This window comes from Bradyrhizobium genomosp. I (2014) (assembly GCF_000261685.1).
Taxonomy (GTDB): Bacteria; Pseudomonadota; Alphaproteobacteria; order Rhizobiales; family Xanthobacteraceae; genus Bradyrhizobium.
This window is the reverse complement of record NZ_AJQE01000219.1, coordinates 15,939-28,901: the sequence shown is the minus strand read 5'-3', so window position 1 is coordinate 28,901 and position 12,963 is coordinate 15,939. Positions and strand designations below refer to the sequence as shown.

Below are 12,963 nucleotides of genomic sequence, written 5' to 3'. Positions count from 1 at the left end.
GCAAGAGCGTCGGGGGCGCAGCGGCCGATACCGGTGCTGCGAAAAAGCCTGCCAAGAAGGCGGAAAAAGCGGCCGCGGGTCAGAGGGAGATGCTGATGCCGATAGCCGGCAAGAAGCCTGCGAAGGATGCCGCGAAGAAGCCCGCAGCAGGAGCGCGGCGGAAGTCGGCTTGAGGTCCGGAATCCGGTGGCTCCCGATGACAATTGCGGACTGACACGGGAAGAGGATGCCCTTGTTAAAGCTATGCTTCGGATCGGAACAGCAGGGTGGAATGTTCCTCAAAGCTGCAAGGAAAGGGTTGGCGGCGCAGGTAGCCACCTTGAGCGTTACGCGGCGGTGTTGAATGCCACCGAGATCAACTCATCCTTTCACAGGCCGCACCGGCGCTCGACGTACGAGAATTGGGCGAACTCGACGCCGGATGACTTCCGATTTTCGGTCAAAGTCCCAAAGTCCGTCACTCATTCGTCCCAGCTTGCGCGGGCTGATCTCGATCGGTTCATCGAAGAAAGCGCCGGCCTCGGTGCGAAGCTCGGGGTTTTGCTCGTTCAGTTTGCGCCTCGCAAGATGTTCGTTGAATCAGATGCGGAAATCCTGTTCGGCGCACTGCGGGAAGGGACCTCAGCCGCTCTCGCGTGCGAACCACGTCACGTCAGCTGGTTCACGCCCGAGGTCGGTGCTTGGCTCACGGAGCGTCGGATCAGCCGCGTCGCTGCGGACCCGGCGCGCGTGCCCGATGCCGACCTGCCGGGCGGGTGGCTGGGACTGCACTATTTTCGGCTGCATGGAGCGCCGCGCATCTACTACTCCGCCTACGACGGGGCATACCTTGGCGCGCTGAAGTCACGGCTCGGTGCTGCATCGTCCTCAGGCGAGGCCTGGTGCATCTTCGACAACACCGCCGCCGGCGCCGCGCTCCAGAATGCACTCGACTTGCTTCCTTGAAGGGCCTGCCATGGACGGCGGGCGGGCCCACCCGGGTTAATACGGACTTTTAGGGCCACCGGCGGTTTACCTTGGTAGGCTACGACGTTCCCCATCATGGATAACGACTTCGAGCCCAAGGACCGTGCGGAAGAAGCGGTGAAGGAGGCCCTATTGGCCGATGGCTCCGAGCGGCAGCGCTGGCTCCAACTCGCGCAGGCTTGGCTCGAACTCGCCCGCATCCGCTGCCATCCGAGCGGTGCGGCAGGCAGCCGAACTAATCTTTGCCTGGGGGGCACTCCGGGCACGCATCACCGATAGAACCCAAAACCTCGCGCACTTCCTCGACGGCCTGATCCGGAGACAAGCCCTCCGGCGGCTCCTGCCTGGCGATGTCCAACGCGTGCTCGCGCGCATGAGGGTCGGCCCGATCCCTCGCCCATCCGTGCTCCGCGCATTCATGGATGGCGCCCGCCTCCTGCAGCACGTGGATCGCCCAGCCGCGCAGCGTCCGGATCGCCGGTCGTCTTTCCTTCGTCATCAGCATCGACATCTCTCCTGCCAGGACGAATCCTGCCGCCCGCCTGCCCGTTCCGGGCGGTTAGCACGGGTCAGGGATTCGCAATCGGTAGGGCTGAGGCTTGTCCCCCTGTTCCGCGGCGCTGTGCACAAACCAGAAGCGCTGGCCGAATGGACCTAGCCACCTCAAGTTTGATCGGCATTGCCATCCCGAACGCACAGGGTGTATTGGCCATCCTAAGTACCTCTGGTGGTGGGAGGGGTGCATGGGTAACTGGCTTGTGGTTCCCAAGGGCGCAAGCCTGGCAAGGCGGACCCGAACGCGCCGCGCGGCGCAATACGTCAGGATGTCGAGGGAGCTCCAGCGCTACTCGATCAAGAACCAGATGGCGGCCATCGCCACCTATGCCGAGGCGAACGCGCTCACGATCATTCGCACCTATGCCGACGAGGGCCGCAGCGGGCTCCGGATCAAGGGCCGGCCTGGTCTGATCGAATTGATCGAGGACGTCCAGTCGGGGCAGGCGGACTTCGACCACATCCTCGTCTACGACGTCAGTCGCTGGGGGCGCTTCCAGGACGTCGACGAGAGCGCGTACTACGAATTCCTTTGCAAGCGGAACGGCGTCCAGGTCGAATACTGCGCGGAGCTCTTCAAGAATGACGGCACATTCGTCTCCGGCATTGCCAAAAGTCTGAAGCGCGGCATGGCCGCAGAGTGGAGCCGGGAACTCTCGGTCAAGGTGCACGCTGGACACTGCCGGGTCGCGAGCCTTGGATACCGGGTCGGCGCTCCCGTGGGCTACGGCCTCCGGCGCCTGATGGTCGACGAGAGCGAGCATCCGAAGGGCTTCCTCGAAAAGGGCCAGTTCAAGGCTCTGCAATCGGACCGCGTTCGGCTGCAGCCCGGCCCTGCCGAGGAAACAGCAGTTATCCGCATGATTTTCGATCAGTTCGTCAATGACCGGAAATCCTACAGCGACATCCGGCGCCAGCTGAACGATGCCGGCATCGCCAATCACAACGGTCGGCCGTGGAGCGACGGCATGATCCCGACCATCCTCGCGAACGAGAACTACATCGGCAAGACCGTCTACAACCGTACCTCGCGACGCTTAGGGCAGAAGCTGGTCAAAAACCCGGATCACGCCTGGGTCCGGGGCGCTGCGGCGATCGAGCCTATCGTGGACCCGGGCATCTTCGCACGCGCACAGAAGCTGCTTGCCGAGCGCCGCGTGGAGATTCCCGAGGATGAGATGCTGCTGCGCCTTCGTCTCACGCTACGCCGCCGTGGAAAGCTCAATTCGCACATCATCAACACGACGCTTGGTCTCAATCACGTCTCGTCGTACGTGAAGCATTTCGGCTCGCTGCGGAAAGCCTACGCGCTGATCGGATACAAGTCGCCGCGGGATTGCGATTGGATCGACACCCGGGAGCATTGGGCCTCCGAACAGGCGAGGCACGCAACCGAGCTCGCGGAGGTGCTGCGAAACGACCTTGGTCTTCGGCCGGAGCTCGCTCAGGACGGGATCGGCGTCGATGTCGAAGGCAGGCGAGTAGTTTCATTTCTCGTCGCGCGACGGCTGGCGCGACGGGGAGCGGATCACGCTGCGCAATGGAAGTCCTATCGAAGGCAGATCTCATCCGGCCTGCTTGCCGTGATGCGGTTGGATGCGGCAAATCGCGAGATCGAGGATTACGTTCTACTGCCTGCCTCGTTGAGGTCGGGACGCTACGTCTGGCTTGCATCAGGCTCCCTTCGCCGCCATCGCGGAGCGCTTTACCGGGAAAGGGGGACACTGTTCGCGGCCATCAAAGCAACGCTGGCAAAAACCACCCATGCCGCCCCAACCAGCTCAGCACCGCCGAAAAAGCGATCGAGATCAGGCCAGCCCAAAGCCAAGGGCTTCGGCGGGCGGCGCTCACGGTGCGGAGGTACAAAATCGCACCGATGAGAGTGCCGTAATTCCTTCGGAAGTCACCGTTCAGTTTCGCGATCTTGGACAATTCCGAGGAGGTGTCCACGTCATTCGCCATCGGGCTGGCTCCTTCGTCTCGCTAGGACCAGCGCCTTATGAACCACTGTTTTGCCCGACGGAGCAAGACAAAAATTTCGCCTTATCGGAATTTTCTGGGCTCGTCTCCAAGTCGCCCCATTGCTCGAACCGCTAGGCGGCCTCGCCGATATATCTCTCCTCACTCCGCTTCTGGTTGATGAGATTCAACAACTGGGCGGAGGCCCGCGCGTCGCATAGGGCGCGGTGGTGATTGTCGAGTGATATGCCGTAGATCTCGCAGAGCTTCCCTAGTCCGTAGGACTTGTGTCCCGGATAGCGCCGCCGCATCCCGGCACATGTGCAGAGCTTCGGAAATCTGAAGCGACGCCCGATCCGCTCGAATTCGTAGGAGAGGAAACCGTAGTCGAAGCTGACGTTATGGGCGACGAAGATGCCGTCGGCCATGAACTGCATGAAGGAATCCGCGACTTCGGCGAACAAAGGCGCGTCGCGAACCATCTCGTTCGTGATGCCGGTCAGCTGGACGATCTTGGCTGGAATGGAACGCTGCGGGTTGAGGAGAGAGTGCCACTCGTCCACGACCTGGTGGTTGCGGACCTTCACCGCGCCGATCTCGGTGATGCGGTCCCCGTTCGACCATGAGCCGGTGGTCTCGATGTCGACCACCACGTAATCCTGCTCGGGGTCGAAGCGGTAGTCGACCCGACCGATCTCGGCCACAATGCCGGCGTCGCCGAGTTGGCGGAGGCGGGTCAGCTGGTTGCGGCGGATCACGTCCCCTTCGGCCTTGACCTCCATGAAGGACGCCTTGCCGTCCTGGACCAACATGAGGTCGGGGAAGCCGTCGCGCATGCCGCGGAAGTCGTCGCACATGCTGCCGAGGATGCTGGCGACGCCAGCCGGATCGGACCCTTCGAGCAGCGCGCGCAGCGCCTCCACTTGCACGTGATCCCAGCTGAAGATCCCGTTCGGGCGGCCCCATCTCGCTGCGACGGTGCGGAGGATCAACGGGAGGGCGGATCCGGACGCGATGGCTGCCAGCTTCTCGTCGATCGTCGCGGCGAAGAGCCGGCGAAAGCTGCGATCCTTCAGGCAGTGAGGTAGCCAATCGAACCCGCTGGGCATCCGGGTGCTCTCGAAGAGCTCGTCCCAGAAGAGCAGGCCGAACAGGCTGTGCCACAGCACATTCTCGGTGAAGAAAACCTTGGTGCCCTCGCGCCGCAGCACGCCGGCGACGCCCGCTTCGGGATTGCCGCGATGGGTGTCGTCGACGGTGATCGTGCGGCCGGACCGCAGAAGTTCGGTGTAGAGCCCTGTACGCCTGCCGCCGAACTTACGGGCATAGAAGTCCGTGGCGAAGAGGTGTTCGCCATCGCTGGCGGGATCATCGATCATGCGCTGCAGCAGCGCTTCGGCCTCTGTCTTGTCGCCGTCATTGTAGAGCAGTCGGACCAGTCGCTCGTTGCAGTCCGGCGAAGACCCCGCCCGGTAAAGCGTAAGGGCGAGATCCCTTTCGCCTGCTTTCTCGAAGAAAAGCGCCGTCTGATGCGCGGCTCGGCTGCGGAGATCGGCGGCGAACTGGGTCATGCAGGCGGGTCCGCCGAGCACGTCGACGGCCGCCCGTCTGTGGGCAGGCTCCGATCCGTCCTCCAGGCTGTCCAGGACCCGGCTGTAGTGGAACGAGGCAAGCGCCTCCTCGGCATCGGTGAAGCGCGCGCTGAACGAGGTCTCGCGATTGGTGCGGAGGATCCCCAGGTCGCGCAGCGCGAAGTTCTTCAGATCTACCTCGGTCTTGCCGAAGTAGAGGTAGAGCAGAAACTCGACCGGACGCGTACCGTCGAGCGCGATGAAGTTGCGGGCGCCGCAGTGCTGCGCGGCGACCGAAAATGGGATGTGCTCGAGGTAGTAGTCGATGAACTTCGGCTTGGACCAGGATTTGCGGACGTCTCCTCGCCCGGCCGCCTGCGCTCCGGTGACGAGGATGTCCTTCGGCAGGCATGAGACGAAGGCCGCATAGTCCGCGTCGCCGAGCTCGCGTGCGTGACCGGCCGCAGTCAGATCGGATGCCGCCCGCTCGACGTCATCGATCTCGGGGTAGCTGAACAGGGATCGGTTGAATATGGCACCCCGCCTGTTGATCATCCTGACCAGCAGACATCGCGCATCTCTCGTAAGGCCCTCGAACCGCGCTACGAACGCGTGATGCTCCGGACCAAGCACGGAGGCGTACGTCCGCTGCACGAAGCCGAGCATTTCGGCGAAGTGGTCGAGATAATAGTAGACGGGCAGTTGAGGCAGTTTGGCCAAGCGGACCTTCGCGGCAGGAATCGTTCGTTCTATTTTTGTTCGAGCGCCGTCCTCAGAGTCAAGCGCCTCGACGCGCTACAGGTGACCAGAGCCACGGCCTTAGGCGGTCGCCGGCGCGGCGTCTTCCTTCCCGCCCCGCGCCACGATCCGGAGCGTACCGTCCGGTAGAGGGCGCTGCAGCTTCAGGGCCTCCTCGGCGGGCGCCGTCATCCAGGTCTCGACCTCGCCCGGCGTCATCAGGATCACAGGCATCGCCTTCGGATGGATGGCGCCAACCTCGGCGTTGGGCTCCGTCGTCAGGAACGCGTAGAGAGCGTTGGTGGTCTCGCCTTCCTTGACCTTCCGGACGGACGTCCAGTTGGTCCAGATGCCCGCGAAGCAGGCGAGTGGGCGACTTTCGTTGAGCGCGAACCAGATGTCGCCCCCTTCCGCCTTGTTGAACTCGCTGAAACTGTTGAATGGCACCACGCAGCGGTGCTCCGGACCCAGCCACCGCGTCCAGTGCTTGCTCTTCACGTTGCGGATGTTGGTGGTTCCGGAATCCGGCTCCATCCGGAGCAGCTCCTTGAAATCGACGGTCTTGCCCTTGGCCTGCAGTTTCTCCGCGCGCTTCTTCGTCGCGTCCATGAGCGCCTTCGACGAGGACGGCATGCCCCAGCGCGCGGTAACGAGCTCCCGGCCCTCGGCGTCGTTGCGAACGATTGGTGCCTTGTAGTCCGGAAAGACGCCGGGCATCGGGGCGAGGTTGCCGACGTACCGGTTGACGACGCGGAACAACGCGCTGATGGCGGACTGGTTGGTGGTGATGGAATAGAGGTTGCACATCGTCAGGTCTCCGGAGCGGCCTGGCGAGGGCGCTGCGCCAATTGTAGCAGCGTGGCAGCAGGCCGGCGATTGGCCTTGGCGCATTTGCTGCAGCGAAGTCGGCTTGCCAAGTCATGGACGAACGTGGTCGCCGGATGGCGCAGCGCCGCCAAATCGACGTTGCGTTTGTCTTGCAGCGCGAGCACTCGATCTCGAGCCATGGGTAGGTTCCGTTCACGGCCTGGTCGATCGTCGGCGAGGGATCGATCGGCTCGCCGTCCGCCCACATGCGCTCGTTCCACGACTCGCAGAGCAGCTTGTCCGCGGTGCGGATCAGCGCTTCCCCCTTGGCCCGGGCCTCGGCCGACTGGGCTGCCAAAATCGATGTCATCGCCCGAGCCTTGCCGAGTTCCTTGGCGAGCGCCTTGCGGTCTCCTCCGGAGAGCGGAGTCGGGTGATGCTTAGGCGCCATCGCCGGCGCTATTCAAATTGCGGCCAGCAGCCGTCTTCCTTATGGCGGCCCGTCCGAATCGTACACGTGTTGTCCAGCAGGCGCTGACCGACATCCGGCCAGATCGCGGCCTGTCCGTAGAGGCGGACGGCATCGACTTTCTGAATTTCGACCACTCTTCCGCAGCGGCGGCAGCCCACCCTCAGCAAATGCTCAGGAATTTGGTCCAGCCGCTGCGTGCGTCGGGATGAAGCAGGTCCCGGACCGGGCCCGTTGGCGCGGGGATCGTCCAAGAGCGCCTGCCAATATTCCGGCGGAAGGGCGTCTGCCAGTCCTACCTGGCGCAGACGGCCTTGATCACCAACTTACGTTGGTGCGATTGGAGCGCAGCGTCGCATATTGTTGCGCGTCTAAGGATTATGAGGAAGCGGTCATGCGCCCCGAAGCCTGTATCGAGGTCGGGTTTCCACTACGAGATGTCAAAATGAATGAGGCCGCCAACTGAGGCGGCCTCTTGACATACCGGAACAGCAGCCGATGTGGCCCGCTCGGTGATGCCTCGTAGGATATTAATCCGCAGATCGCGCAGGACAATGACAGTTGTCAACTCGCCAACTGAGGCGGCCTTACTCTTTGCGCGGCTCTGGGTGCCAGACGACGGGCACCGGCTGCCTCAACAGCTCCTCGGAGCGGAAAAGCGCCTCCCAAGATCGACGCAGCATGTCACGCGTCATATCTTCCTTGATGGCATGGCCATCCGCGCGAGCTTGAATGTAACTGCGTAGCCATTCCCGGTCTTCCGGCGACATTGGCCTCTCCAAGCGGAGTACCCGGAGATTAACGTAAGTTAAAGGTCCTGGTTCCCCCATATATTTATGAACTTAGGACACTGTGCAATTCGAACTAGGACACTCGGGGTCAAATACGGACAGCACCGACATAGCGCATTAGAACATATAGAACATAACAAGAACAAAGGAGTCGATGGGGCGCAAAAAAGATTGGCGGGCCGATCGTTTCAGCGACGCGCCGGCGGTCCAACCCGGGCGGAAAAGCTCGTAAAGGCCGTCAGTACCTGCTGCTGCAGATCCTCGTCCCGCAGATGGACTTCCGCTTTGAGGAAGAAGAGTTCGGCCTCGAGCGCTGCCTCGCAGACGTCGACGTACCAGCTTTTCGGACGACCATCGGTGCCGTCGCTCCAGCGGTAGCGCGCCATTTCAGCGAGTCCTTCAGTTCGAACCGCGACTGCTCGGCCCCGCGCGTACGGTTTTTTCCAGGCCGTCTCGAGCTGCGAACGCGAGTCGCCCTGCCGTCGGTAATTCGTGGCGGAATCCGGGTGTCGGATCCTGCGAGCCGGTTTTAAGCCACCGCTTTCTGGCTACCCCGCAGGTCGCGGAACTTTCGGTTCTCCCTCACATAGGCAGCGAGCAAGGCCTTTACCCACAGCGCCATGCCCTCCGCCTTCAGATCGATCTTCTGCGATCGGCTGTAGTGCTGCTCGGTCACCGGCGCGAGCTTCTCGCGTTCCCTAGTCTTGCCGAGTGAGGTCTTATGACCCAAGATGGCCGTCGCCGCTCCACCGAGACGCTTGTCATCCAGATATGTAGTGATCGTTCGACGGCAGTCGTGCAGCGTCCACGGTTCGATGTTGTAGAGCGCGAAAAGGTCCACGCGTTCCTTCTTAGGCCGCGGTTTGGGACCGGGCTTCCCCTTTCGGGCAGGCTTCTGCTTGACTGTGTGATCGTAGACGCGGCCTTGAAGGCGATGCATCGCGAGGTTCAAGGCCGACTGCGTGATGTGATTCTTCGGATCCCGCCCCGTGAACATCCACTTCGACGTGCCGCCCGAAAGAGCGTAATACTTCTGAATGATGCGGAGCGCCTCGGGCGGCATCGGAAGCGAATGCGGCCGGCCGCCGTCTCTGCCCCCCTTCATCTCGTGGGCCGTCCAATTCGCGATTTTCCATCCGCGAAGCCTTCTTACGACCTTCGCGGCGTCGTAGAGGCGATCGGGACGGAGCTTGAGGAAGGCGCCAGTTCTCTGGGCAGTCAGGCAGACGCCCCACAAGGCGCCCAACGTGCCGGGGTAGGTCTCGTGCTCGCCTTCAGCCAGATGTGTGAACCGCTCGGCGATGACCAGGGTACGGGCGATCTCGGCGATAGTCGGGGTGCGGGTCCGCTCGTTCGCCTGGTACTCGAACGACCATCTGGTCCACCATTCATACTGGACGTCCTCCAGACCCGAGTCGGTGGCGCGAAACTTCCAAGCCCAGCTCAACATCGCCTTCGACTGCGTTACCGCACGGTGGACAGCCGATGCCGCGTGCTTGACGGCGATCGCATCCCTGAGCCTCTCGAGGTCGCTGAGCTTGATGTCGCGTACCATCTTGTCGTTGATCGCGGCGAACTGCTCAAGCTCGAGATAGTGCGCGTATTCGTCCCGGTAGCCCTCTTTCAGCTTCGGTTTCTTATAGGCAAGGAATTTCTCCGTCAGAGTTTTCCACGTCCAGAACGGTGCGGCGGGGCCGACGGGAAGCTTCTTGGCCTCGTCCCTTTTTGCGAGACCGTATTCCAGTCTTTGGTCGACTGCATTCGACTGCGGGAAATCGGCGTAGGCGAGCAAGACCCTTGTGACATCGCGCAGGTCGCGTCTCATGAAGGCCGCAAGCTGAATCTGCTTGGCGATGTACCTGGCATGGTCCAGCGAGAGTTGACTTACTTCGCAGAAGCGGAGCGTCATCTCGCGCCGTCGCAGATACCAGACCGGCTTGTTTCGCGTGATGCGAATAGTGAGGCCGACGGTGCCGACGTCGCGCCATTCGACAACCGTCTTACCAAGGTCGTCGTCCTTGCTGAGATCAATCGCCTGCTCGACGACGCGATCGTTGAATCGGAACGCTTTGCGCTTGTAATTTGCAGCGGGTGACATGGGCAAAAACTCGTACAACGATCGTACAAAAACAGCTCCGAAAGGCATCATAGTTCACGATGCGTTCGAACCTGCCGTTTTTGGTATAAGTTTTTGCTTTTTCAGTGAGTTAAGACCCGTGCATTCCTTTCGAAGATAGTTTATGGATCGTTTTCCCAAGCTGCATACGAGGGTTCGATTCCCTTCGCCCGCTCCAAAATTCGCAAGCGATTTCATCGAATTGCCGCTCTACTATTGATCTCACCGTTCCCACGTTCCCCAACGCGTTCCCTAGTTTTCGTTCTCGTCCTGTTTGCGGTCACGGTGCAGCAGACGAAGTTCTGCAACGTGTCGTGATTTTCCCGTCGTGCCGCGAACGTACCGGCGAGTTGTCGACTGTTGAGTGTGCCCCGCCGACGACTGGATCTCTTCGATCGGCGCTAACGCGTCATCCGCTTCCGAAATTGCGCCAGCTCGGGCATGCATGTTTTTAACCTCGTCGGGGATTCCCGCGGATCTCGCGATCGGCCGCCATTCCCGCGCGTAGGCATCTTCCGCGTAGGGCCGGCCGCTGTTCTCATCGATGATCAGCGGACCAACTCGCTTGTCGGCCGGCACCAGCGGCAGCACCCGCAGCACGAGAGGGCAAAGCTTCAGATTCGCTACGACCGTCGCGCCGGTCTTGGTGGTGTCTTTCTTGATCACCATCGAGGCCGGAATGTCCGCCCACGTGAGACCGTTCACCCAACGATTGCCATTGAGCACGATTCCAGTGTCATGCGACCCATCTGTGATGGGCTCCCATTCACCGATAACGTCTTTCTGGCGCATCATCGTTTCGAACTGCAGCGCTGTGCCGAGCGCGAGCGAGATCCTACCAGCGGCGATCGCTGCAGGAATGAAAGCCTCGACGTGGTGCAGCTCGAGCTTCAATCGAGATCGAGCACCACCCTTGAACCGCATCTTGGATAGAATGCCGTGCAGCCGCTCACAATGCGGCAGCTCCGCTGCAGCGCCGAACGTCACCATCTGCCGCAGCAGCTTGATGATCTTCACCGCGCGATCGATGCGTTCTTTCCCGCCAGGCTTTTTGGGCTGCTTGGCGGCATCATACCATTTCTTGAAATCCGCATTACCGAGGGTCGCAAGCGAGCGGCGACCGAACGCATTCTCGATCGTCTTCAGAATTCGCGTCTCGCGATCACGCCAATTCCATTTGTGCTCGAGGAAAGGACTGGCGGGATCTGTCTGATAGCGACGACTCAGCGCGAGAACTGTCCCATCGAAGTGAGGAGCGACGCGCTTGTGCCCGCTAGCCCACGTCTTCATTTCAGCGTCGAGGCGCTGACACGCGGCTTCGATTAGGCGATGGTCGGCAGGATCGTGAATGTTGTAGTGCAGGCGCACCAGGCGAGGAGTGTAACCGGCCTTAGCAAGGTCGGCGCGGGCGGCCCAATAGAGCCGCTCGGCATTCTTGCCTCGCGGCTTTAGGCCAGGTGCGTTGAGTCCATGTTTACTTGAGGGCATCGAGATCTTCTCCTCCATCAGGTTGAAAGACCTCGACGATAGACAACCCGTAGCGCCTGTTCCACCAGGCCAACATCGCCGGCCAATACCGACCGCCCATTACGGGATCGACGCGAGGCATGCCGTCGCGCTCGAGAACGATAGCTTTCGCCGCCCAAGTCTTTGGATCCTGGCTGAGGCGCCGGGCGATTTCGGCTTCGCACGGGAAGAGCCCACCGCGGACACGGGCCATTTTTAGATCTCCCCGCGCTCAATCAGGCTCGCGAACCGTTCGGCAACTTCCTTGACGATGAAGTCGAGCAACAGAACGGTCGCGCCTTGCTTACGCCCCGCGGCAGCAGCGCCGGCCGATCCGATCGGAAAAAATACCTGCTCGAAAGGCGTATTCTTGCGATCGGCACGCACGACCGCAGCGGTGCCGTCGAGGTAGGCACAAAGCGCCGTCAACGCGCCTCCGCCATAGAGCTCGCCTGGCGCGCGCTCGTAACCAGGTGCCTCGAGAGGATTAGACCTGTCCGTAAAATGCCAGGCCGCACTGCAGGCAGCCTTGGGACGCAAGCCGAGCTCGACAAGTCTCGCCGCGATCGCCATTTGCAAAACGCGCCGCGGAGAGAGCAGCGCTGCCACCCCTCGACCGCTAGAAGGCCGATCTGTCCTTCGGAGCGGGAGGAATTCTTTCTTGAACCAGGACTGAGCAGTTGGCAGCTTCAAATTGGAGATCTGGGCGCCGATCAAGATCGGCACCCGCGGTGCGTCAAACATGCTGATTGTCCAGTGCTTGAATTCGGAAACGCTTCGCGCCTACCCTTGACTCGGTCTGCTCCGAGAGGGATGCGCCGAAGCCTTGTGCGGCTTGCGTTCGAAAGCCCTGACGACCTTGGCCGCCTCGATCCTCTCGAATTCACTACCTCGATCATGGAATCAGTAGTGACGCGCTTCGCTCTTGGTACGTCGATCCCAACCAAATTGCAAGCGCCGCTGAGGACGGTCCTCAGCGGCGCGGCAATAGTCATGCGATCTGCTTCACCTACGCCAGGGCAATTGTCGCGACGCCTGGCAGCAGCTCGGCGCCGGCCAACGCGGCGACGCTCTCGAGGATCCGGCGCTGCGCGCGCGCGCCGGCGTCTGCCGCTTCCACTGTTGCGGCGTCGATCCAAAGATCGTTGTTCACGAGCGCGCAGGCCCGCGCCTGCAGGACCAGGTCGCCGACCGTTCGGGGCTGACAGCTCATGATCAGGGCTTGAAGCTCAAACAACTCGGAATTCAAACCGTCCCAGCTGGTCAGCTCGAGATCCTCGACGATCTCGAGCTCGTCACGTTGTCGCTGCTCCCGCCAACGCTCGTAAAGATCCCCGAACCTCGCAGCCAGACCGCGAGGGATGCCTGGGCTAGGCGCGACGATCGACGGCGTGGCAATGAGGGGCAGGGCAGCAGTTGAACTCAACGCAGACATAACACTTCTCCGGGTTGCCATTGGTTGTTCTGGCGCGGCCGGTTGGCCGG

12 protein-coding genes and 1 pseudogene are annotated in these 12,963 nt (G+C 61.7%); 2 read left to right on the top strand and 11 right to left on the bottom strand.

All coding sequences use genetic code 11. The features are described from left to right. The first annotated feature begins 243 nt into the window (after positions 1–243). Positions 244–945, top strand: coding sequence for a DUF72 domain-containing protein (locus tag IC50_RS21085; RefSeq protein ID WP_035709092.1), 702 nt, complete (start codon positions 244–246; stop codon positions 943–945). A 256-nt stretch (positions 946–1,201) separates the two neighbouring features. On the opposite strand, the gene IC50_RS21080 is transcribed toward IC50_RS21085, so the two are convergent. Beyond that, complete coding sequence (locus IC50_RS21080) at positions 1,202–1,471, bottom strand: hypothetical protein (RefSeq protein ID WP_035709112.1); 270 nt, start codon at positions 1,469–1,471, stop codon at positions 1,202–1,204. Between the two features lie 238 nt (positions 1,472–1,709). On the opposite strand from IC50_RS21080, the gene IC50_RS21075 reads away from it, so the two are divergent. Next, positions 1,710–3,401, top strand: coding sequence for a recombinase family protein (locus IC50_RS21075; protein ID WP_081492479.1), 1,692 nt, complete (start codon positions 1,710–1,712; stop codon positions 3,399–3,401). Between the two features lie 213 nt (positions 3,402–3,614). On the opposite strand, the gene IC50_RS21070 is transcribed toward IC50_RS21075, so the two are convergent. The 10 genes and pseudogenes from IC50_RS21070 to IC50_RS21020 all read right to left on the bottom strand — a co-directional run bounded on the left by IC50_RS21070 (position 3,615) and on the right by IC50_RS21020 (position 12,913). Continuing rightward, positions 3,615–5,771, bottom strand: coding sequence for an exonuclease domain-containing protein (locus IC50_RS21070; RefSeq protein ID WP_035709090.1), 2,157 nt, complete (start codon positions 5,769–5,771; stop codon positions 3,615–3,617). Positions 5,772–5,870: 99 nt separating this feature from the next. Beyond that, positions 5,871–6,596, bottom strand: coding sequence for an SOS response-associated peptidase (locus tag IC50_RS21065; protein WP_035709088.1), 726 nt, complete (start codon positions 6,594–6,596; stop codon positions 5,871–5,873). A 2-nt stretch (positions 6,597–6,598) separates the two neighbouring features. Then, positions 6,599–7,047, bottom strand: a pseudogene (locus IC50_RS21060) (hypothetical protein). 605 nt (positions 7,048–7,652) lie between these two features. Beyond that, complete coding sequence (locus tag IC50_RS21050) at positions 7,653–7,835, bottom strand: hypothetical protein (protein ID WP_035709083.1); 183 nt, start codon at positions 7,833–7,835, stop codon at positions 7,653–7,655. A 209-nt stretch (positions 7,836–8,044) separates the two neighbouring features. After that, entirely contained in the window at positions 8,045–8,242 is a 198-nt protein-coding gene (locus IC50_RS21045) for a hypothetical protein (protein ID WP_035709080.1), read from the bottom strand. Between the two features lie 143 nt (positions 8,243–8,385). Then, complete coding sequence (locus tag IC50_RS21040) at positions 8,386–9,972, bottom strand: hypothetical protein (RefSeq protein ID WP_157461022.1); 1,587 nt, start codon at positions 9,970–9,972, stop codon at positions 8,386–8,388. 252 nt (positions 9,973–10,224) lie between these two features. Then, positions 10,225–11,460 carry an integrase gene (locus tag IC50_RS21035; RefSeq protein ID WP_035709076.1) on the bottom strand — a complete coding sequence of 412 codons (1,236 nt, stop codon included), beginning with the start codon at positions 11,458–11,460 and terminating at the stop codon, positions 10,225–10,227. Further along, positions 11,447–11,692: a hypothetical protein gene (locus tag IC50_RS21030; protein WP_035709072.1), complete on the bottom strand. Its 246-nt coding sequence runs from the start codon at positions 11,690–11,692 to the stop codon at positions 11,447–11,449. Before IC50_RS21030 ends, IC50_RS21035 begins: the two co-directional genes overlap by 14 nt. Positions 11,693–11,694: 2 nt before the next feature. Further along, positions 11,695–12,222, bottom strand: a complete 528-nt coding sequence (locus IC50_RS21025; protein WP_157461020.1) for a hypothetical protein — start codon at positions 12,220–12,222, stop codon at positions 11,695–11,697. A gap of 265 nt (positions 12,223–12,487) precedes the next feature. Beyond that, a complete protein-coding gene (locus IC50_RS21020; RefSeq protein ID WP_035709063.1) occupies positions 12,488–12,913 on the bottom strand; it encodes a hypothetical protein in 426 nt (141 codons plus the stop codon). Positions 12,914–12,963 lie beyond the last annotated feature (50 nt).

Bases quoted from the DNA above. Each gene is read 5' to 3' on its own strand.
- IC50_RS21085 (WP_035709092.1), top strand. From the start codon at position 244: ATGCTTCGGATCGGAACAGCAGGGTGGAATGTTCCTCAAAGCTGCAAG.
- IC50_RS21080 (WP_035709112.1), bottom strand. From the start codon at position 1,471: ATGCTGATGACGAAGGAAAGACGACCGGCGATCCGGACGCTGCGCGGC.
- IC50_RS21075 (WP_081492479.1), top strand. From the start codon at position 1,710: ATGGGTAACTGGCTTGTGGTTCCCAAGGGCGCAAGCCTGGCAAGGCGG.
- IC50_RS21065 (WP_035709088.1), bottom strand. From the start codon at position 6,596: ATGTGCAACCTCTATTCCATCACCACCAACCAGTCCGCCATCAGCGCG.
- IC50_RS21050 (WP_035709083.1), bottom strand. From the start codon at position 7,835: ATGTCGCCGGAAGACCGGGAATGGCTACGCAGTTACATTCAAGCTCGC.
- IC50_RS21045 (WP_035709080.1), bottom strand. From the start codon at position 8,242: ATGGCGCGCTACCGCTGGAGCGACGGCACCGATGGTCGTCCGAAAAGC.
- IC50_RS21035 (WP_035709076.1), bottom strand. From the start codon at position 11,460: ATGCCCTCAAGTAAACATGGACTCAACGCACCTGGCCTAAAGCCGCGA.
- IC50_RS21030 (WP_035709072.1), bottom strand. From the start codon at position 11,692: ATGGCCCGTGTCCGCGGTGGGCTCTTCCCGTGCGAAGCCGAAATCGCC.
- IC50_RS21025 (WP_157461020.1), bottom strand. From the start codon at position 12,222: ATGTTTGACGCACCGCGGGTGCCGATCTTGATCGGCGCCCAGATCTCC.
- IC50_RS21020 (WP_035709063.1), bottom strand. From the start codon at position 12,913: ATGTCTGCGTTGAGTTCAACTGCTGCCCTGCCCCTCATTGCCACGCCG.